Annotated in this window: 11 protein-coding genes; 4 read left to right on the forward strand and 7 right to left on the reverse strand. The window is 69.9% G+C overall.

The features are described from left to right. Positions 1-100 precede the first annotated feature (100 nt). The 3 genes from ACFYZR_RS29245 (at position 101) to ACFYZR_RS29255 (ending at position 12,948) form a co-directional block, all read left to right on the forward strand. A complete protein-coding gene (locus ACFYZR_RS29245) occupies positions 101-11,119 on the forward strand; it encodes a LamG-like jellyroll fold domain-containing protein (protein WP_391915621.1) in 11,019 nt (3,672 codons plus the stop codon). Next, positions 11,116-11,685 carry a hypothetical protein gene (locus ACFYZR_RS29250; RefSeq protein WP_391915623.1) on the forward strand — a complete coding sequence of 190 codons (570 nt, stop codon included), beginning with the start codon at positions 11,116-11,118 and terminating at the stop codon, positions 11,683-11,685. The genes ACFYZR_RS29245 and ACFYZR_RS29250 overlap by 4 nt, the downstream gene beginning before the upstream one ends. A gap of 144 nt (positions 11,686-11,829) precedes the next feature. Continuing rightward, positions 11,830-12,948 carry a hypothetical protein gene (locus tag ACFYZR_RS29255; RefSeq protein ID WP_391915626.1) on the forward strand — a complete coding sequence of 373 codons (1,119 nt, stop codon included), beginning with the start codon at positions 11,830-11,832 and terminating at the stop codon, positions 12,946-12,948. 62 nt (positions 12,949-13,010) lie between these two features. Here ACFYZR_RS29255 and ACFYZR_RS29260 read toward each other — a convergent pair whose 3' ends face one another. The 4 genes from ACFYZR_RS29260 to ACFYZR_RS29275 all read right to left on the reverse strand — a co-directional run bounded on the left by ACFYZR_RS29260 (position 13,011) and on the right by ACFYZR_RS29275 (position 15,966). Next, positions 13,011-13,973, reverse strand: coding sequence for an electron transfer flavoprotein subunit alpha/FixB family protein (locus ACFYZR_RS29260; protein ID WP_391915630.1), 963 nt, complete (start codon positions 13,971-13,973; stop codon positions 13,011-13,013). A gap of 94 nt (positions 13,974-14,067) precedes the next feature. Further along, complete coding sequence (locus tag ACFYZR_RS29265; protein WP_391915634.1) at positions 14,068-14,856, reverse strand: electron transfer flavoprotein subunit beta/FixA family protein; 789 nt, start codon at positions 14,854-14,856, stop codon at positions 14,068-14,070. A 189-nt stretch (positions 14,857-15,045) separates the two neighbouring features. Continuing rightward, positions 15,046-15,552, reverse strand: coding sequence for a flavin reductase family protein (locus ACFYZR_RS29270; RefSeq protein ID WP_391915637.1), 507 nt, complete (start codon positions 15,550-15,552; stop codon positions 15,046-15,048). Positions 15,553-15,624: 72 nt separating this feature from the next. Continuing rightward, positions 15,625-15,966, reverse strand: coding sequence for a TlpA family protein disulfide reductase (locus ACFYZR_RS29275; RefSeq protein WP_391915639.1), 342 nt, complete (start codon positions 15,964-15,966; stop codon positions 15,625-15,627). 245 nt (positions 15,967-16,211) lie between these two features. Between ACFYZR_RS29275 and ACFYZR_RS29280 the strand changes: the two genes are divergently transcribed. After that, positions 16,212-16,940, forward strand: a complete 729-nt coding sequence (locus ACFYZR_RS29280) for a lysophospholipid acyltransferase family protein (protein ID WP_391915642.1) — start codon at positions 16,212-16,214, stop codon at positions 16,938-16,940. Positions 16,941-17,022: 82 nt separating this feature from the next. On the opposite strand, the gene ACFYZR_RS29285 is transcribed toward ACFYZR_RS29280, so the two are convergent. Genes ACFYZR_RS29285 through ACFYZR_RS29295 form a run of 3 tightly spaced genes read right to left on the reverse strand, consistent with a single transcriptional unit; the run spans position 17,023 to position 20,359 of the window. Then, complete coding sequence (locus tag ACFYZR_RS29285; RefSeq protein ID WP_311614157.1) at positions 17,023-18,114, reverse strand: low specificity L-threonine aldolase; 1,092 nt, start codon at positions 18,112-18,114, stop codon at positions 17,023-17,025. Continuing rightward, a complete protein-coding gene (locus ACFYZR_RS29290; RefSeq protein WP_391915645.1) occupies positions 18,093-18,857 on the reverse strand; it encodes an SDR family NAD(P)-dependent oxidoreductase in 765 nt (254 codons plus the stop codon). Before ACFYZR_RS29290 ends, ACFYZR_RS29285 begins: the two co-directional genes overlap by 22 nt. Before the next feature lie 26 nt (positions 18,858-18,883). Next, the gene (locus ACFYZR_RS29295; protein ID WP_391915647.1) at positions 18,884-20,359 is read right to left on the reverse strand and encodes a DUF6421 family protein; all 1,476 of its coding nucleotides are present in this window, start codon (positions 20,357-20,359) and stop codon (positions 18,884-18,886) included. Positions 20,360-20,374 lie beyond the last annotated feature (15 nt).

Raw genomic sequence — 20,374 nt, forward strand, 5'->3', positions numbered from 1 at the left:
AGATAAAGAAAGCTTAAGATCATGTTCATGACTCTGGCTTGAAACAACCTCCATCGAGGAAAGTTCGGCTTGTTTTTTAGTTGATCTTCGATGGAGACCCATGCTTTCCCGTCCCTACCGCCGTTCCACACGGTGGAGACGTCTGTACGACAGCCTCACCCGCGGCCTGGCCGTGGTCGCGCTGGCGACCCTGGCCATGGCCCTGACCTGTGGTCAGGCCGCCGCGACCGGCGCGACCCTGACGCCCGTTCCGCTCCCCTCCCTCGGCTCCCTGGCCTCCTGGCTCACCGGCCACAAGGCACCCGACTGGGGCCGCCTGCCGCACCAGGCCACGGGCAGCGCCGCCGACCGCGGCCACAACGCCTCGACGGGCTCGACCCGGGCGGGGCACGGAGCCGGGCAGCGACCCGCTCCGGGCAAGGGCGAGCTGCCCGCCTACGAGCCCTACGCGCGCAAGGCCACCAAGGGACCGAGCGCGGGCGGGCTGGGCTTCAACGCCAGGACCAGCAAGCGCGTCGCCTCGAAGTCCACGGCCACCTCGGACTACTACCAGAACGAGGACGGGTCCTACACGAAGAGCCTGTCGCCCGTCCCCGTCAATTTCCGCGACGGCGGGGGTGACTGGCAGCGCATCGACACCACGATCCACAAGGGCTCCGACGGGCGCCTCCACCAGGAAGCGAACTCCTTCGCGGTCGACTTCGCACCCCGCGCGGCCGACTCCGCGCTGGCGCGTGTGGCCCCGGACGGCAAGCACGCGGTCGCGTACGGCCTCCAGGGGGCGGCCGCCGTGGAGCCGGAGGTCTCCGGCTCCACGGCGCAGTACCGCGGTGTCCTCCCGGAGACCGACCTCGAACTCCACTCGGTGCGGTCCGGCCTGAAGGAGTCGGTCGTCCTCCACTCGGCGAAGGCCGGCAACGAGTGGACGTTCCCCCTGGACACCCAGGGCCTGCGGCCCGTCCTGGCCAAGGACGGCTCCGTCCAGCTGCTGGACGGCTCGGGCAAGGCCTCGGTGGTGATCCCGCCCGCCTACGCGTACGACGCCGGCGTGGACCGTGCCTCAGGTGACCACGCCACCACTCACGCGGTCAGCTACAGGCTGGTGGAATCCGGCGGGAAGACGACGCTCCGGATGACGTTGGACGCGTCCTGGCTGCACGCCAAGGAGCGCGTCTTCCCCGTGGTCGTGGACCCGTCGTACCACAACGTGCAGCCCGGCAGCACGTACGCGGAGTCCGGTGAGCCGGGCGACCACTCGATGGAGCTGACCACGAAGGTCGGCTCCTGGGACTCCGGCCCGCACTCCGCGGTCTCCTACTTCCAGTTCCCCACCCTCGGCCTGGACAACTCCCAGGTCACGGTGACGGCGGCGGAGCTCGACCTCTACGCCGTCTGGTCGTCCACGTGCACCCCGCAGCGCTTCGACGTCGCGCCGGTCACCAAGGCGTGGACGCCCCAGCAGGTCACCAGCTGGCCGGGGCCGTCCTACGGCTCGTCGATCGGCAACCTGACGCCGAACGTGCCCGTCAGCTGCAACAACAAGGCCGGGGACCTGTCCAAGGGCGACTACCTGAAGGTGCCCCTGTCGACGGCGGTGTTCAACAAGTGGGCTTCCGCCACCGGAGCCACTGACGACTACGGTCTGGCCGTCTCGGCGTCCACGTCGGACAACCTGCACTGGAAGCAGTTCGGGTCGGTCAACAACCCGGACGCGATGCCGAACCTGTTCCTCACCTACACCGGAGCGCTGCTGCCGCAGGTGCTCTCGACGTCCCCGGCGAACAACGCGCCGGTGAACACCCTGACCCCGCAACTGACGGCGGTCGGGTCCCTCGACACCCATCTCGGTACGCGTCTGAAGTACGACTTCCAGGTCTACGACACCGACGGCAACAAGCTCGCGGACTCCGGCCTCACGACCACCGACTACTTCAACGTGCCCGCCGGCAAACTGAAGTGGGGCAAGTCGTACTACTGGGAGGTGCAGTCGTACGACGGCACCAACTACTCGGCCGGCCCGAACTGGCAGCTGATGACCACACAGGTGCCACAGCCCGCCGTCACGTCGAGCCTCTCCCAGAACACGGACGGCCACGGCTACAGCCCGGCCATCGGCAACTACACCACCTCGGCCGTCGACGCGAACGTCTCGACCCCCGGCCCGTCCCTGACGGTCACCCGGGACTACAACTCCCGTGACCCCCGGGTCACCGGCGCCTTCGGAGCGGGCTGGTCCAGCGTCTTCGACGCCAAGGCCGCCGAGCAGTACGACGCCACCGGCGCCGTGACCAGTGTCCAGGTGACCTACCCCGACGGATCCGCCGTCGGCTACGGCAAGAACCCGGACGGCTCGTTCGCCCCACCGCAGGGACGTTTCGCCACCTTCGCGCCCGTCTCCGGCGGCGGCTACACCCTCACCGACAAGAGCGCCACGGTCTACGCCTTCACCCAGGCCCTGGGCTCGGGCGCGTACGGTCTGACGTCGATCACGGACGCCAACGGCCGCACCACGAAGCTCGTGTGGTCCTCGGGGCGCGTCACCACGATGACCTCGGCGGTCTCCGGCCGGTCCCTGTACCTGACCTGGTCCACGCCCTCGGGCGCCACGGCCGCGCACGTCGCGACCGTCGCCACCGACCCCGCGACCGCCGGACAGGCGTCGACCGCGTCGACCTGGACGTACTCCTACACCGGCGACCAGCTGAACCAGGTGTGCTCCCCGGTCGACACCAGCGGCTGCGCCCGCTACGGCTACGCTTCGGGCTCCCAGTACCACAACCAGGTGCTCGACCAGGGCCCCAGCTCGTACTGGCCGCTCGCCGAGAGCTCCGGCACCACGGCCGCCAGTTCCGTGCTCGCCCGCGCCGGCGCGGACAACGCCACCTACAGCAACGTCACCCTCGGACAGCCGGGCCCGCTGGCGGGCAGCGGCATGACCGCCGCCGACTTCAACGGCACGTCCTCGTCCGTCAAGCTGCCGAACCTGGGCATCGGGTCCAGCACGGCCCAGTCGGTCTCGCTGTGGTTCAAGACGTCGACCACCGCGGCCGGCGTCCTGTTCTCGTACTCCGACATGCCGGTCAAGGACACGGCTACCAAGGGCGACTTCATGCCGTCGCTGTACATCGGCAGCGACGGCAAGCTCATGGGCCTGTACTGGTACGGCCCCGAGAATCCCGTGCCGATCACCACGTCCGGGGCGGTGACCGACGGCAAGTGGCACCACGTGGTGCTCGCCGGTTCCTGGTCCGCGCAGACCATGTGGCTGGACGGCAACAAGGTCGGTACCGCGCCGGGCTCCGGGACGGTCGGTCCCGAGGGAACCATGCCCTGGCTGTACCGCAATGTGTACCTGGGTGCCGGCTATCTCGGGGCCAACTTCCCCGACCAGCCCCACTACGGTTCGCAGACCCTCTACGGCACCTACTTCAAGGGCTCCATCTCCAGCGCCTCCTACTTCGAGAAGCCGCTGACCCAGGCCAACGTCACCGACCTCTACCGCGCCGGCACCAAGCCCGCCGGCCTGCTGAGCTCGGTCACGCGCCCCTCCGGCAAGACCTTCGCCTCGGTCTCGTACGACCCGGTCACCGCCGACGTCACCCGGCTGACCGACTCCAACGGCGGCACCTGGACCATGGGCGCTCCCACGGTGCAGGGCTCCAGCGAGGTCTACCGCGCGTCGGTGCTCGGCACCGCCCCGGCCGCCTACTACCGGCTCGGTGACCCGGCGGGCGCGGGCCAGGCGGTCAACGAGGTGAACTCCGGCGCGGCGACGTACGCCAACGCCACCCTCGGCTCCGAGGGACCCTTCACCGACACGACCGGGGCGGCCTTCAACGGCTCGTCCTCGTTCGTCCAGCTCCCCGCGAGCCAGCAGGTGCAGACCGGGCCCAACTCCGTCGAGATGTGGTTCCGGACCCCGGCCGGCAGCACCGCCGGCGGTGTGCTCTTCAGCCAGTCCGGCGCGGCCGTGAACGGGCCGAACCCCACCGCCAACGACTGGACGCCCGCGCTCTACGTCGGCACCGACGGCAAGGTCCACGGCAAGTTCTGGGACACCAACGGCGTCGCGGGCGGCATGGTCTCGTCCGCGCTCGTGAACGACGGCAAGTGGCACCACACCCTGCTGACCGGATCCGCCAAGGGCCAGCACCTGTACGTCGACGGCGTGCAGGCCGGCTCCACCACCGCCGCGCTCAAGGGCTCGGCCGCCGGCTACAACTACATCGGCGCGGGTGAGTCCAACGGCTGGCCCGCCCGTCCCACCAACGCGCTCGGCTATTTCTCCGGTTCGATCGCGGAAGCCGCCTTCTACCGGTCCGAGCTCAGCGGCGGCGACGCGGCGGCCCACTGGTCCGCCGGGCGCAGCTCCAACGGGCTGTCCCCGCTGAAGGTCGTCAAGGTCACCGACCCCGGTACCAGGACGGTCACCTACCAGTACGACCTGTGGAACGGCAACCGCGCCGTCGCGCAGATCGACGGCCGTGGGTACAAGACCACCTACGGTTACGACACGGCCGGTTTCCAGCACACGGTCACCGACCCCAACGGCAACGTCGTCACCACCGGCCACGACGTGCGGGGCAACGAGGTCGCCAGGACCACGTGTCAGAACCAGGCGGCGCAGGCCTGCTCGACCACGTACACGACCTATCTGCCCGACGACACCAGCACTCAGCTGACGCCGAACCCGCAGAACGACCTGCCGGCCACCGTGCGCGACGGGCGCTCGTCCTCCGCGACGGACAACACGTATCTGACGTCATTCTCCTACGACGCGGCCGGAAACCAGACCGGTGTGACGACCCCGGCCGTGCCGGGTTCCCCGAACGGTCGCACGACCACGATCGCGTACACCGACGGCACGTCGATCGCGGCGGCCGACGGCGGTTTCGCCCCCAAGGGCCTGCCGTACAAGACGGTCTCCCCGGGCGGCGCCACGACGACGATCACCTACTTCAAGAACGGTGACGTCGCCTCCACCACCGACCCGAACGGTCAGGTCACCGGCCTCACCTACGACAACCTCGGCCGGCCGGTCAGCAAGAAGGTCGTCTCGGACACCTTCCCTGGCGGCCTCGTCACGCAGTACAAGTACGACGCCGAGTCACAGGTCGTGGAGCAGACCGATCCGGCGGTGACCAACCGCGTCACCGGTGCCGTCCACCAGGCGAGGACCAGTACGGTCTACGACGCGGACGGACTGGTCACGTCCCAGACCGTCGCCGATCTCTCCGGCGGTGACGCGTCGCGCACCGTCTCCTCCACGTATAACCAGTACAACCAGCTGGAGACGAACACCGACGCGACGAAGTCGACGACGTCCTTCACCTACGACGCGTACGGCAACAAGGCCACCGAGCGCGACGCGCTCGGCACCACCCTCGCCTTCGCCTATGACGCCGAGGGTCACCTGCTCACCCAGACCCTCAAGGACTACACGGGCGACCCGGCCAACCCCTCGCCGGCTAAGGACCTGGTCCAGTCCTCCCGGGCCTACGACCCGGCCGGGCGGCTCCAGTCCATCACCGACGCGATGGGCAACACCACGTCGTACACCTACACGGACAACGACCTCACGGCGACGATCACCAAGTCCGACCCGTCGGGGAAGAACACCTTCGTCCAGCAGGCCAACACCTATGACGCCGCCGGCAACCTGATCGAACAGGCGACCAACAACGGCGCCACGGTCACGAAGTCCACCGTCGACGCGGCCGACCGCGTGGTCGCGACGACCATCGACCCGACGGGTGTCAACCGCACGACCACCGTGTCGTACACGCCGGACGACAGGGTCGCCACCAGCACCCTGAGCGACGGCAGCGGCACCACGCACACCACCAGCTCGGCCTATGACGCGATGGGCAACCTGACCAGCCGCTCCGTACGGCAGGACGGCGTCGGCCGTCCGACCGGCTGGTGGCCGCTGAACCAGACGTCCGGCACCACCGTCACCGACGCCTCCGGCACCGGCAACACCGCCGTCGCCAAGGACGTCACCTGGAACGACGGAGCGGCCTCGTTCAACGGGACCACCAGCGTGATCGGCGCCAACGGTCCCGTGCTCGACACGGCGTCGTCGTACTCCGTCTCCACCTGGGTCAAGCTGAACAGCCAGACGGCCGACAGCCAGACCCTCATCGGTCAGGGCGGTGCCGACCACCAGTCCTTCTACCTCAACTACAGGGCGAGCACCAAGGCCTGGGCCTTCGTCACCAGCACCAACGACGGCTCCACCGCCGACTACCCGGTCGCGTTCTCGCCGGCGGGCAGCGCGGCCGCCGGAACCTGGACGCATCTGGTCGCGACGTTCGACTCGGGCACGGGTGCGATGAAGCTCTACGTGAACGGCCAGCCGGCCGGCACGGCGACGAACTCCAGCCCGTGGAACGCCCCCGGTCAGACGACCTTCGGCGCGGTCCACACGACCAGCGGCGGCCTGTACAACCAGTTCAGCGGCGCCCTCGACAACGTCCAGACCTACCCGCGTGCCCTCTCCGGCGACGAGGTCGCCCGCCTCTACGGCGCCGACCGCTCCGGCGGCACCACCGCTTCCAGCGGCCAGGCGACCACCAGCTGGAAGCTGGACAAGCGGGGTCTGCCGGTCAGCATGACCGACGCCGACGGCAACGTCACCGGCTACGCCCACGACGAGGCCGGTCACCAGACCGTCACCGTCGCTCCGGCGGTCAACGCGGAGATCAACGGCGGGGCGCCGGCCCTGGTGCACCCGACCACCACGGTCGGCTACAACACCTTCGGCGACCAGTCGGAGGCGCAGGACCCGAACGGCAACACGGTCACCACGGCCTATGACGCCGAGGGCCGCAAGACGGCCCAGACCCTGCCCGACTACACACCGCCCGGTGGCGGCACCCCCATCGCCGGCGCCACGACCAACTGGACGTACGACGCGCTCGGCAACGTCACGCTGGTCACCGACCCGCTGCGGCACACCACCGGCTACGTCTACGACCAGCTCAGCGACGTCGTGCAGGTGACGGACGCCAACAAGGGCGTCACGCGCACCGTCTTCGACGCCAACGGCGACGCCCTGTCGGTGACGTCACCGTCGGGCGCGCAGACGCAGGCGACGTACGACTTCATGGGCCGCAAGCTCACCACGACGACCCTGGAGCGCTTCCCCAGCCCGGTCACGTCGACCACGACCCACTCGTACGCGGCCTCGGCGGCGAACCCGGGCGGTGCTTTCCTGGCGTCGACCACGACCCAGAACGGTGTGACCACCAGCTACGGCTACAACCGGGTCGGCGAGATCACGCAGGTCACCGACGCGGCGGGCAACACCACCCAGAACACCTACGACCTGAAGGGACAGAAGACGGCCGTCGGCCTGCCCGACGGCACCTGGAACACCGTCACCTACGACCAGCTGGGCAACCCCGTCCGGACGCAGTCGCTGGACACCGACAAGCAGACGGTGCTCTCCACGCGCTCGGCGACGTACAGCGCCGCCGGTCAGCTGCTGTCCTCCACGGACGCCAACCAGCACACCACCACCTTCACGCGCGACGCGCTCGGCCAGGTCACCGGTGAGGTGCAGCCGGTCGACGCGACGCACTCGATCACGACCGGCTTCGGCTACGACCAGGCCGGCCACCGCACCCGTTTCACCGACGGTCGCGGCAACGCCCGCTACTACACCTTCAACTCCTGGAACCTCCCGGAGTCGGTCATCGAGCCGCCGGTGTCGACGACCGCGTACTCGTACACGAGCGCGGCGGACTCGACGTTCACCACGTCCTACGACGCGGCGGGCCGCGCGGTGACGCACACCGCGCCCGGCGGGGTGAAGGTCACCTCCGACTACGACGCGCTGGGCAGCCTGACCACGCAGTCCGGCAGCGGGGCCGAGATCGGCACGGCGACCCGTAGCTTCGGCTACGACGCCGAAGGCCGCATGACCTCCGCCGCGACCAGCGCGATATCCGGGACGCCCGTCCCCGCGACATCGAACACCTTCACCTACAACGACCGGGGCCTGCTGCTGACCGCTGCCGGAACGTCCGGCTCCAGCTCCTTCGCCTACAACGGCGACGGCCTCGTCACAACCCGCACCGACGCCGCCGGCACCACCGGCTACGGCTACGACAACGCCGGCCGTCTGTCCACCCTGACCGACCCGGCCACCGGCACGCAGCTCACCTACACCTACAACAACCTCTCCAAGCCGACCCGTATCCAGTACACGCAGGGCGGCAAGGACGGCAATGTCCGGAGCTTCGGCTACGACAAGCTGCACCGGCTGACCAACGACACCCTCAAGACCGCCGCGGGCAACACCGTCGCCTCCATCGGCTACGGCTACGACACCAACGGCAACCAGACGAGCAGAACCACCACCGGCCTGGCCGGCCCGTCGAACCACACCTACACCTACGACTGGGCCGACCGCCTCACCTCCTGGAACGACGGCAACACCACGACCGCGTACGGCTACGACGACTCGGGCAACCGCGTCCGGGTCGGCTCCAACGTCTACGCGTACGACGCCCGCGACCAGCTGACCAGCGACGGAGTCAACACCTACCGGTACAGCGCCCGAGGCACCCTGACCCAGCAGTCGACGGCCACCGGCACGCCGACCGTGTTCGCCTCCGACGCCTTCGACCAGCAACTCACGCAGGGCACCCAGACGTACGTCACCGACGCCCTGGGCCGGGTCGTCACCGCGAATGGAGCGGGCGGAGCCAAGCTCTCCTTCGCCTACACCGGCACGGGCAACACCCTGGCCTCGGACGGCGGCAACACCTACACCTGGACCCCTGACGGCGGCCTGATCGGCATCGGCACCCCCGGCGGCTCCGTCCCCGGCGCGCTCGCCCTGACCGACCAGCACGACGACGTCATCGGCAACTTCACGGCCGCGGGCACGGATCTGAGTGGCTCCACCGCCTACGACCCCCTGGGCAACCCCACCGGCACGACCGGCGCCCCACTCGGTCACCTCGGCTACCAGTCGGGCTGGACGGACAACACCACGGGCAAGGTCAACATGGCCGCCCGCTGGTACAACCCGGCCGCCGGCCAGTTCATGAACCGCGACACGATGGCCTTCGACCCGGTCCCGAACTCGGTCACGGCCAACCCGTTCGCGTACGTGGACGACAACCCGCTGAAGGGCACGGACCCGTCGGGCCACGGCTTCTGGGGCAACCTCAAGAGGTCTTTCTCCAGCGGCCTGCACAGCGTGACGTCATACGCGTCGAGCGCCTACGACTCGTTCTCGTCGTGGACGTCCAGCGCGTACGACACCGTCTCGTCGTGGGCGTCCAGCGCCTACGACACCGTCTCCAGCTGGAGCTCCAGCGCGTACCACGCCACGACGTCGTACGTGAAGCGCGCGTCCCACGTGGTGTCGCACTACGTGCACAGGGCGGTCTCCCGGGCCAGCCGGGCGATCCATGACGGCTACCGGCACATCAGACGCGCCGCCGGCCACGCCTACCACGCGACGAAACATGTGGTGAGCCACGCGTACCACCACACCGTCCAAGCGGTGAAGACCGCGTACCACGCGACGGCCAAGGCGGTGAACACGGCTGCGGCGTACGTCAAGAAGCACGCGGGGGCGATCGCTTCCTTCGTGGCTTCGGCCGCTGTCTTCGCCGGCTGCGAGGCCGCACTCGGTGCCGCTACCGGAGGCGTCGGCGCGGTCGTCGGCGCGGCGGGCTGTGGCGCGCTGGCCGGCGCGGTCGGCGGCGCGATCAACCAGGGCGCGAAGTGCATGTCCGGCCAGTCCGGTGGCTGCTCGGTCGGCGCATTCGCCGGCGCGGTGGGCATCGGTGCCGTCGGCGGCGCGATCGGTGGTGCGCTGGGCGGCGCGCTCGGCGGCAAGCTCGCCGAGTCGGCCCTGGGGAAGGCCCTGCCGAAGGTGGTCACCGGCGCGCTGGAGGGCGCCGCCATAGGCGGCATGACCGGCGGGGCCGTCGGCGCCGCGGGCTACGGCATCGCCTGCTCCCGCAGCGGAGCAGGCTGTTCCTGGTCCGGTGCGGGCAGGGCGGCTGCCGAGGGCGTGCGGGAAGGCGCGGTCGACGGTGCGGCCATGGGCGCCGTCGCGGGCGCCATGCGTCATTCGACCTGCGGGGACCAGGCGCACAGCTTCACGGGCGAGACCCGCGTGGCCATGGCTAATGGTTCGTCCAAGCGCATCGACGAGGTCAAGGCCGGCGACGAGATCAGGAACGCGGTACCGGGCAAGCCCGGCGCCACGGAGACCCACAAGGTCGACAAGGTCATCGTCACCCGCACCGACCGCGACTTCGTGGACGTCACGGTCGCCCCGACCACCAAGACCGGTGGCCTGGGTGCCCGTGCCCTGAAGAAGGCCGCCGCAGGCCTGACCGCCGCGGCCGCGGCCGCGGCGGTCCTGGCCCCGACCACGGCCACCGCGTCGACGCCTTCGGCGTCGACCATCACCACCACCTACCACCACCCCTTCTACGACCAGACAAGGTCCGCCTTCGTCGAGGCCAAGGATCTCCACGAGGGCGACCTTCTGGAGACCGAGAACGGCAGCGTCGAGGTCAAGACGGTCCGGCTGTACCACGCGGACGCCGTCACGTACGACCTCACGGTCGACGGGCTGCACACGTACTACGTGCTGGCCGACACCACCCCGGTGCTCGTACACAACTGTGAACTCAGTGATCGAGCCCAGGACATCAGGAATGTCATCCATGACGGGTCCAAGGGCGGTGGCCGACCGTACAAGAATCAGACGGTTGCCGTCATTCGCGCCGACAAGGGTGACGGAACACCGGTAGATGTGGTTGCTGCCAGTGGCGACGGCCTGACCAGTGCCCAGCTCGGGGCCCTGAAGTCCGGTGAAGAAGCCGCCGTGAATGACCCCTCACTGCACGCGGAAACCAACGCGATGCAGCACATCAGCAACAACAACTGGACTCTTTGGAACGGCGGTGCGAGCAGAAACGTCTGCCCCTACTGCGAGAATTCGATTCGGAGCGAAGGCGGAGAATTGACCGGTCCATCCGCCTGGAAGGGCAGAGTCAACTACACTCTCGACGAGAAAAACCGGTTCCAGTTCCGGTGGGGACAACGTTCATTCACATTTGGAGGAGGTGGGGGCGAATGACCGGTTCCCCAGAACTCTCGCAACGGATCCAGCGCGCACGCCTCGCGATTGCCCGATTCGGCCCGATTGTGAATTCTGATCTGTCGGACGGATGGATCGACACTGTGTCAGGCGAACCGGGGTGGCTGGCCTGGAACGAACTGGTGCCGACGGCCGTCGATGAGACCAAACCGATGGATGCAGGAGAAATCACACGTCTGCTTGACAGTGTGTCCAGTCTCCTCGACCTCTTCGATGAGGAGCCCATGGGGCCCGACTACTACCCGTTCAAGGCTGCGGAACTCATCGAGCTGCACTGCCGCATGGTGACCGGGGATCTTCCGGACGACGCGCCGGTCGGGCTCGACGAATGGGTACGTCGCTTCGCCGACCATGTCGACTGGCAGCTCGACAAGAGCGGCGTCACTGCCGGGGGGCCGCAGCACTTCAGAAGTCGGGAGGCCCAGCTGGCGCTTCGGCAGCAACAGCTCACCGGGCCTGATGGCCCGACTCTGCACGAAGTGATGGCAGACGCCAAGAGCGTTGGATCCCTTTACGTGGAAGCGCTTGTGACTGCACTCGCATAGCACCCCGACATCAATGGGAACTTCGAAGCCCCGCCGAGAGCACTCGGCGGGGCTTCCTGGGTCCTGCGGACCAGGACCCGAACTTCATCCGCACACCCGCACCAGGTCCGCACACAAGCCGGGCCCGCATCACCCGAGGAACATATGGAACCCCTCACCCTCATAGGCGGCGGCGTACTCGCCTCATCGCTGATCACCGTCCCCGTCATGGCCGTCAAGAACCGCCACCTGCACGGAGAGAAAACCTCCGACGCCGTCCTCAGCGCGCGCAGGGCCATCGACCCGGCCAAGTACGGCCTGGTGCCGGCCGGGCAGCTCGACGCCCGGTACGCGGGGCCCGATCCGGAGGCGGACGCGGTCAGGGAGGCCGTCCTCGCGGGGGATTGGCGGACCGCCGCCGGGTGGTTCGCCCAGACCGGGCGGGACGACTGGGATCTGCGGTGGTACCGGCTGGGGGTCCTCGCGTACGCAGCCGCCGAGGACGACCGCTGGCTGCGGGCCTGGTACGCCGAGTGCCCGGGCGATCCGGCGGCCGCTCTGGTGTACGCCGACATGCTCGTCGTGCTGGCCGGGCAGGCCCGTGGCGCCGCGCGGGCACGGCACACGAGCGCCCGGCAGTTCGCGGGCTTCCACCGGCTTCTGGAGGAGGCGCTGCCCGCCTGCCGGGAGGCGGCACGGCTGGCGCCGGACGACCCCAGCCCCTGGGTCGTACAGATCACCATCGCCCAGGGACTGGGTTGGTCACACCAGGGCTTCCACGCTCTGTGGGCGCAGATCACCGCCCGCGATCCCCACCATTTCGGAGCGCATATGTCCGCGCTTCAGTACTGGTGCGCCAAGTGGCGGGGCTCCCGGGAGGCGATGTTCGGCTTCGTCGATCAGGCCGCCGCCTCGGCCCCTTGGGGCAGCCTGCTCCCCGCGCTGCGGTTGTACGCGGTGGTCGAGCAGGAGCTCGCGGACAACAGCTTCCGGATCTATCTGAAGCCGTACACCACGGCCGCCGTGGACGCCACCCTGCGCGCGCTCGATCAGGCGCCGCCCGGGCATCACCGGATTCCGATGGTCAGACACCTCTTGGCGCAGTGCTTGTTCATGACGCGCCGATACGCGGAGGCGGTCGAGCAGTTCCGCGCCGTCGGCGGGTACGTCGGCGGCGTGCCCTGGACGTACTCCGCCGACCCGGTCAAGGCGTTCGTCCACGCACGGACCCACACCTTCCACAGGTGGGAGAAGGCGGGACGGCCCAACCCGCCTCGCCGGTAACGGCGCAGGGCCCTCGTCCCGGCGCGCGGCCGGGGCGAGGGCCCTGTCAGGAGCAGGTGGGATCAGCCCTTGCGGGCCTTGATCTCCTCCGTCAGCTGCGGGACGACCTCGAAGAGGTCGCCCACGACGCCGTAGTCGACGAGCTCGAAGATCGGGGCCTCGGCGTCCTTGTTGATGGCGACGATCGTCTTCGAGGTCTGCATGCCGGCGCGGTGCTGGATGGCACCGGAGATGCCCGCCGCGATGTAGAGCTGCGGCGAGACGGACTTGCCGGTCTGGCCGACCTGGTTGGTGTGGGGGTACCAGCCGGCGTCGACCGCGGCGCGGGAGGCGCCGACCGCCGCGCCGAGGGAGTCGGCGAGGGCCTCGACGATGGTGAAGTTCTCGGCGCCGTTGACGCCGCGGCCGCCGGAGACCACGATCGCGGCCTCGGTCAGCTCGGGGCGGCCGGTGGACTCGCGCGGGGTACGGGAGACGACCTTGGTGCCGGTGGACGCGCTGCCGAAGGAGACGGCCAGCTGCTCGACGGCGCCGGCGGCCGGGGCGGCCTCCGGGGCGGCGGAGTTGGGCTTGACGGTGATGACCGGGGTGCCCTTGGTGACACGGGACTTGGTGGAGTACGAGGCCGCGAAGACGGACTGCGTGGCCACCGGGCCCTCGTCGCCGGCCTCCAGGTCGACGGCGTCGGTGATGATGCCGGAGCCGATGCGGACGGCCAGGCGGGCCGCGATCTCCTTGCCCTCGGCGGAGGACGGGACGAGCACGGCGGCCGGGGAGACGGCCTTGTACGCGGCCTCGAGCGCGTCCACCTTCGGTACGACGAGGTAGTCGGCGAACTCGGGGGCGTCGGCGGTGAGGACCTTGACCGCGCCGTACTCGGCGAGCGTCGCGGCGGCGGTGTCCGCGCCGGCGCCGAGGTGCACGGCCACGGGCTCGCCGATGCGGCGGGCGAGGGTCAGCAGCTCGAGGGTGGGCTTGCGGACGGCGCCGTCCACGTGGTCGACGTAGACGAGAACTTCAGCCATGGTGTTGCTCTCCTGCAAGTACGAAGGAAGGAACGGTGGGCGTTCGGGCTCAGACGCTGTGCCGGCCCGGGGGTGACCCCCGGACCCCCAGCCGTCAGACGAACTTCTGGCCCGCGAGGAACTCGGCGAGCTGCTTGCCGCCCTCGCCCTCGTCCTTGACGATCGTGCCGGCGGTACGGGCCGGGCGCTCCGTGGCCTCGTCGACCGTGGTCCAGGCGCCGTCCAGACCGACCTCGTCGGCCTCGATGCCCAGGTCGGAGAGGTCCAGGGACTCCACCGGCTTCTTCTTGGCGGCCATGATGCCCTTGAAGGACGGGTAGCGGGCCTCGCCGGACTGGTCCGTGACGGACACGACGGCCGGGAGGGACGCCTCCAGCTGCTCGCTCGCGGCGTCGCCGTCACGACGGCCCGTCACCTTGCCGCCCTCGACGGCCACCTCGGAGAGCAGGGTCACCTGCGGCACGCCCAGGCGCTCGGCGAGCATCGCCGGGACGACACCCATGCCGCCGTCGGTGGAGGCCATGCCCGAGATCACCAGGTCGTAGCCGACGTGCTCCAGAGCCTTGGCCAGCACCAGCGAGGTGCCCAGCGCGTCGGTGCCGTGGAGGTCGTCGTCCTCGACGTGGACGGCCTTGTCCGCACCCATGGACAGCGCCTTGCGAAGGGCGTCCTTGGCGTCCTCGGGGCCGACGGTCAGAACGGTGATCTCCGCGTCGTCGTCGGCCGCTTCCTTGATCTGGAGGGCCTGCTCGACCGCGTACTCGTCGAGCTCCGAGAGCAGACCGTCCACGTCGTCGCGGTCGACGGTCAGGTCTTCGGCGAAGTGCCGGTCGCCCGTGGCGTCAGGCACGTACTTCACAGTGACAACGATCCTCAAGCTCACGCCGGCTCTCCTACTGCATCGTCTCTATCAAAGCTGCCTTCGCAGGCAGCATAGGCGCCTGGTGGGGCGGACCCCGATCGGTACGGCTCCCGCCCTCGACCGGAATGTTACTCGTCAGTACATCGAGGCTGTTCACCGAACGCAAGGCCGGTCGACTGTGATCTGCCCAACGCGGGGAGAAGGGATTCCTCAGTCGCGCAAACCGTTGAAGCGACCCTGGTGGTACAGCAGTGGCCGGCCCGTACCCGTGGGGTCTCCGGCGACCGCCTCGGCGAGCACCAGGCGGTGGTCCCCGGCCGGCACCCGGGCCACGACGCGGCAGACCATCCAGGCCAGGACACCCTCCAGCAGCGGCACTCCGTGCGGGCCGGTCCGCCAGCCCGTGGCCGCGCCGAACCGGTCGGCGCCGCTGCGCGCGAAGGTGGCGGCCAGCTCCCGCTGGTGCTCGCCGAGTATGTGGACGCCGACGTGCTCGGCCTCCGCCAGCACGGGCCAGCTGGAGGAGCCGGTGCCCACGCCGAAGGAGACGAGCGGGGGCGTCGCCGCCACCGAGGTCAGGGAGGTGGCGGTGAAGCCGACCGGGCGGGCGCCCTGCGCGGTGATCACCGCCACACCGGCCGCGTGCCTGCGGAAGACCGAGCGCAGCAGCTCGGGACCGGCGGGATCCGCGGCGTCGAGTCCGGGAGAGACCGTCATGGGGTTGCCCTTCTGCCGAAGCGGGCGGAGTGGATGGAGCGGACGGAGTGGATGGAGCGGAGCACGGCGTGTTCAGACCGCCGCGCCCAGTGCCGCGATGACATCGGCCCGCCGCGGCTGCCCGGCGGCACGCCGTACGACGCGTCCCGCGCCGTCCAGGACGAGCGTGGTGGGGGTGGCCGTGACGCCCAGGGCGCGGACGAGCTCCAGCCGGGCCTCCGCGTCGACCTCGACGTGCGCCACGCCGTCGACCATGGCCGCGACGTCCGCGAGGACGCGCCGGGTCGCACGACACGGCTGACAGAAGGCGCTGGAGAACTGGACGAGCGTGGCCCGCTCCCCCAGCTCCGCCACTCCGATCTCGGCGGCGCTCAGCCGCTCCGGCGCGCCTTGCCGTTCGTCCCCTGCGGGCACGCTCACCCTCCCTCGTCCATAACCGGTGTCCACCTCCGGTCGCTGCTTGCAGCATCATCGCCCACCGGGAAATTTCCCGACGTGACGAGGATCTCGTGGACCCCGGGGGCACCCGGCTGGCTCCTCGGCGGGCATTCAGGCACGATCTGGCGAAAGCCAACCCTACGTACGCGTAACTTAGGCGCTTCAGCACATCAGCGTTTCAGCCGGGAGCACCCTCCCCAGGCCGGAAGGATCTTCCCGATATGGCAGAGCTCGTCTACCCCCCGGTGATCGGTATGGCACGCACCATGTTCAAGGCGCTCGACCTGCGCTTCGACATCCAGGGCAGCGAGCACGTCCCGTCACGTGGCGGGGCGGTCCTGGTGAGCAACCACATCGGCTACCTCGACTTCGTCTTCGCCGGGCTGGCCGCCCGGCCCGCCAAGCGGCTGGTGCGCTTCATGGCCAAGGAGTCCGTCTTCCGCCACAAGGTCTCCGGGCCGCTGATGCGGGCGATGAAGCACATACCCGTCGACCGCTCGGCCGGCCTCGACGCCTACAAGCACGCGCTCACCGCCCTGCGGTCGGGCGAGATCGTCGGCGTCTTCCCCGAGGCGACGATCTCCACCTCCTTCACGCTGAAGAACTTCAAGTCCGGCGCGGCCCGGCTGGCCCAGGAGGCCGGGGTGCCGCTGGTGCCGGTGGCGCTGTGGGGCACCCAGCGGCTGTGGACCAAGGGCCACAAGCGCGATCTGCGCCGCAACCACATCCCGGTGACCATCCGGGTGGGCGAGCCGGTGACCGCGGATCCGGCCGAGCCCGCCGAGCAGGTCACCGCGCGCGTCCGCGCCCGGGTCCAGGACCTCCTGGAGGCCGCCCAGCGCGCCTATCCGGTGCGTGCGGAGGGCCCCGGCGACAGCTGGTGGATCCCCGCCCACCTCGGCGGCACGGCCCCCGCCCCGGCGGTCGCCGCGGCGGACGGACGGCGCTGACCGGAAGACCTACGCGAATGGGTGCGGGGTACGTACGTCACCGTACGTACCCCGCACCCGTAGGTACCGATGGCGCCGACCGCTACCGCTTGGCCATTTCCTCCGCGATCGCGGCGGTGAAGGCGTCGATGTCGGCCTCTGTGGTGTCGAAGGAGCACATCCAGCGGACGTCCCCGGCGGCCTCGTTCCAGAAGTAGAAGCGGTAGCGCTTCTGGAGGCGCTCGCTCACGTCGTGCGGCAGCCGGGCGAAGACGGCGTTGGACTGCACCGGGTGGAGCACCTCGACGCCCTCGATGCCGCGGACGCCCTCGGCCAGCCGCGCCGCCATGGCGTTGGCGTGCCCGGCGCTGCGCAGCCACAGGTCGCCGGAGAGCAGCGCCTCGAACTGCACGGAGACGAAGCGCATCTTCGACGCGAGCTGCATCGACATCTTGCGCAGGTGCTTCATCGCCCGCACCGCGTCCGGGTTGAGGACGACGACGCACTCGCCGAAGACCATGCCGTTCTTGGTGCCGCCGAAGGAGAGCAGGTCGACCCCGGCGTCCGTGGTGAACGCGCGCAGGGGCAGGCCCAGGGAGGCCGCCGCGTTGGCGATCCGGGAGCCGTCCAGGTGGACCTTCATGCCCCGCTCGTGGGCGTGGTCGCAGATCTCCCGGATCTCCTCGGGGGTGTAGCAGGTCCCGAGCTCGGTGGTCTGGGTGATCGAGACGATCTGCGGCTGGGCCCGGTGCTCGTCCTCCCAGCCGAACGCCTCACGGTCGATCAGCTCCGGGGTGAGCTTGCCGTGCTCGGTGGGCACGTGGAGCAGCTTCAGCCCGCCGACGCGCTCGGGCGCCCCGCACTCGTCGACGTTGATGTGCGCGGAGGAGGCGCAGACGACCGCGCCCCACCGCTCGGTCGCGGCCTGGAGGGCGACGACGTTGGCACCGGTGCCGTTGAAGACGGGGAAGGCCTGGGCCGTGGGCCCGAAGTGGGCCCGCATCACGTCCTGGAGATGGGCGGTGTAGTCGTCCTCGCCGTAGGCGACCTGGTGGCCGCCGTTGGCGAGGGCGAGCGCCGCGAGGATCTCGGGGTGCGCGCCCGCGTAGTTGTCGCTGGCGAAGCCGCGCACCTCGGGGTCGTGCCGGCGTATCGCGTCGGTCACGGGCGGGGTCACGGTTGCGGGGTCAGCCACTGACGGGTTCCGTTCACTTCCTGGGCGGGCTTGTCCCAGACGCCGGCGATGGCCTGGGCCAGGTCCTTGACGTCGGTGAAGCCCGCGAATTTCGCGGTGGGTCGTTCGGCGCGCATCGCGTCGTGCACCAGCGCCTTGACCACCAGGACCGTGGCGGCGGCCGGCGGGGCGTCCTCGCCGCCCGCCTTGCGGAAGGAGTCGGCGAGGGCCAGGGTCCAGGCCTCGGCGGCGGCCTTGGCGGCGGAGTAGGCGGCGTTCCCGGCGGTGGGCTTGCTGGCGCCCGCGGCGCTGATCAGCACGTAGCGGCCGTTGCCGCTGCGGGCCAGGGGGGCCTCGAAGGCCAGCGAGGTGTGCTGGACGGTCTTGACGAGCAGCTTCTCCAGCACCTCCCAGTCGGCGAGGTCGGTCTCGGCGAAGGTCGCCGAGCCGCGCCAGCCGCCGACCAGGTGGACCAGGCCGTCGATCCGCCCGAACTCCTTCTCGGTGCGGTCCGCCCAGGCCCGGGAGGCGCCGAGGTCGAGCAGGTCCACGGTGTCGCCGGTGACGGTGGCGCCGCCGTGGGCGTAGCGGGCGGCGTCCACGGCCTCGGCGAGGCGCGCGGCGTCCGCGTCGGCGGCGACGACGATCGCTCCGGCCTCGGCGAGCCGCAGCAGGGTCGCCCGGCCCGCCGGGCCGGCCGCTCCGGCCACCGCCACGACGGCACCGTCCAGCGGTCCGCCGTTCCCGTTCGTCGCAGTGCTCATGCCCGTCGCCTCCTTCTCGCGCTCACTCACGCCGCCACCTGCTCAGCGCCGGCCGCGGTGATCCCCTTGGTCGAGGCGATCACGCCGCGCAGCTTCTTGGCAAGGGCCTCGAAGAACATGCTGAGCGGGAATTCGTCCGAGAGCACCTCGTCCACCAGCTTGCGCGGGGGGAGGGTGAGGTCGAGGGCGTCGGGGCCCTTGGCCCACACGGAGCCGGGGTGCGGCGCGAGGTAGGTCGAGACGAGCTCGTAGGCGGCGAACCAGTGGACGAGCTTGGGGCGGTCGATGCCGTCGCGGTAGAGCTTCTCGATCTCGCCGCACAGCTGGTTGGTGACCTGCGGGGCACGGTCCCAGTCGATGTGCAGGGTGTTGTCCGTCCAGCGTACGACGTCGTGCTTGTGGAGGTACGCGAAGAGCAGCTGGCCGCCGAGGCCGTCGTAGTTGCGGACGCGGTCGCCGGTGAGCGGGAAGCGGAACATCCGGTCGAAGAGGACGGCGTACTGCACGTCACGGCCCTGGGCGTAGCCGTCGCCCTCCAGCTTCACGGCCTCCTTGAAGGCGGTGAGGTCACAGCGCAGCTCCTCCAGGCCGTACATCCAGAACGGCTGCCGCTGCTTGATCATGAAGGGGTCGAAGGGCAGGTCGCCGTGGCTGTGGGTGCGGTCGTGGACCATGTCCCACAGGACGAAGGCCTCCTGGCAGCGCTGCTGGTCGTGCAGCATGGCGGCGATGTCGTCGGGGAGCTCCAGCTTGAGGGTCTCCACGGCGGCCTCGGTGACCCGGCGGAAGCGGGCGGCCTCGCGGTCGCAGAAGATGCCGCCCCAGGTGAAGCGCTCGGGGGCCTCGCGCACGGCGATGGTCTCCGGGAAGAGGACGGCGGAGTTGGTGTCGTAGCCCGAGGTGAAGTCCTCGAAGGTGATGCCGAGGAACAGCGGGTTGTCGTAGCGGGTGCGCTCGAGCTCGGCGAGCCACTCCGGCCAGACCACGCGCAGCACGACCGCTTCGAAGTTGCGGTCGGGGTTGCCGTTCTGCGTGTACATGGGGAAGACGACGAGGTGCTGGAGGCCGTCGGCGCGCTGGGCGGCGGGCTGGAAGGCCAGCAGCGCCTGAAGGAAGTCCGGGACGCCGAAGCCGTCGTCGGCCCAGCGGCGCAGGTCGGCGACGAGCGCGGCGTGGTACTCCGCGTCGTGCGGCAGGAGCGGCGAGAGCTGCTCCACGGCGGCTATGACCACCTCGACCTCGGCGCGGACCGTCTCGCCCGGTGGTGCGCCCTCCGCGGCGAGGTCGATGGAGCCGTCGGCGGACTGCCAGGGCCGGATTGTCTCCACGGCGCTCTTGAGGGCAGCCCACGCGGGATGCTCGACAACACGATCCACAGACAAAATGTCGGCTTGCGTTGCCGTCGACGCAAAGATTTCCGTCACGACTAACCCTCCTCTGGAGAACCTGGCGTTAAGACACCGTATCCATGCGAGGTTCTCCGGCTCAAGAGGTGCAGCCATAAATTATCCTGCCGA

The organism is Streptomyces sp. NPDC001678 (genome assembly GCF_042892945.1).
In the GTDB taxonomy this organism is placed as follows: domain Bacteria; phylum Actinomycetota; class Actinomycetes; order Streptomycetales; family Streptomycetaceae; genus Streptomyces.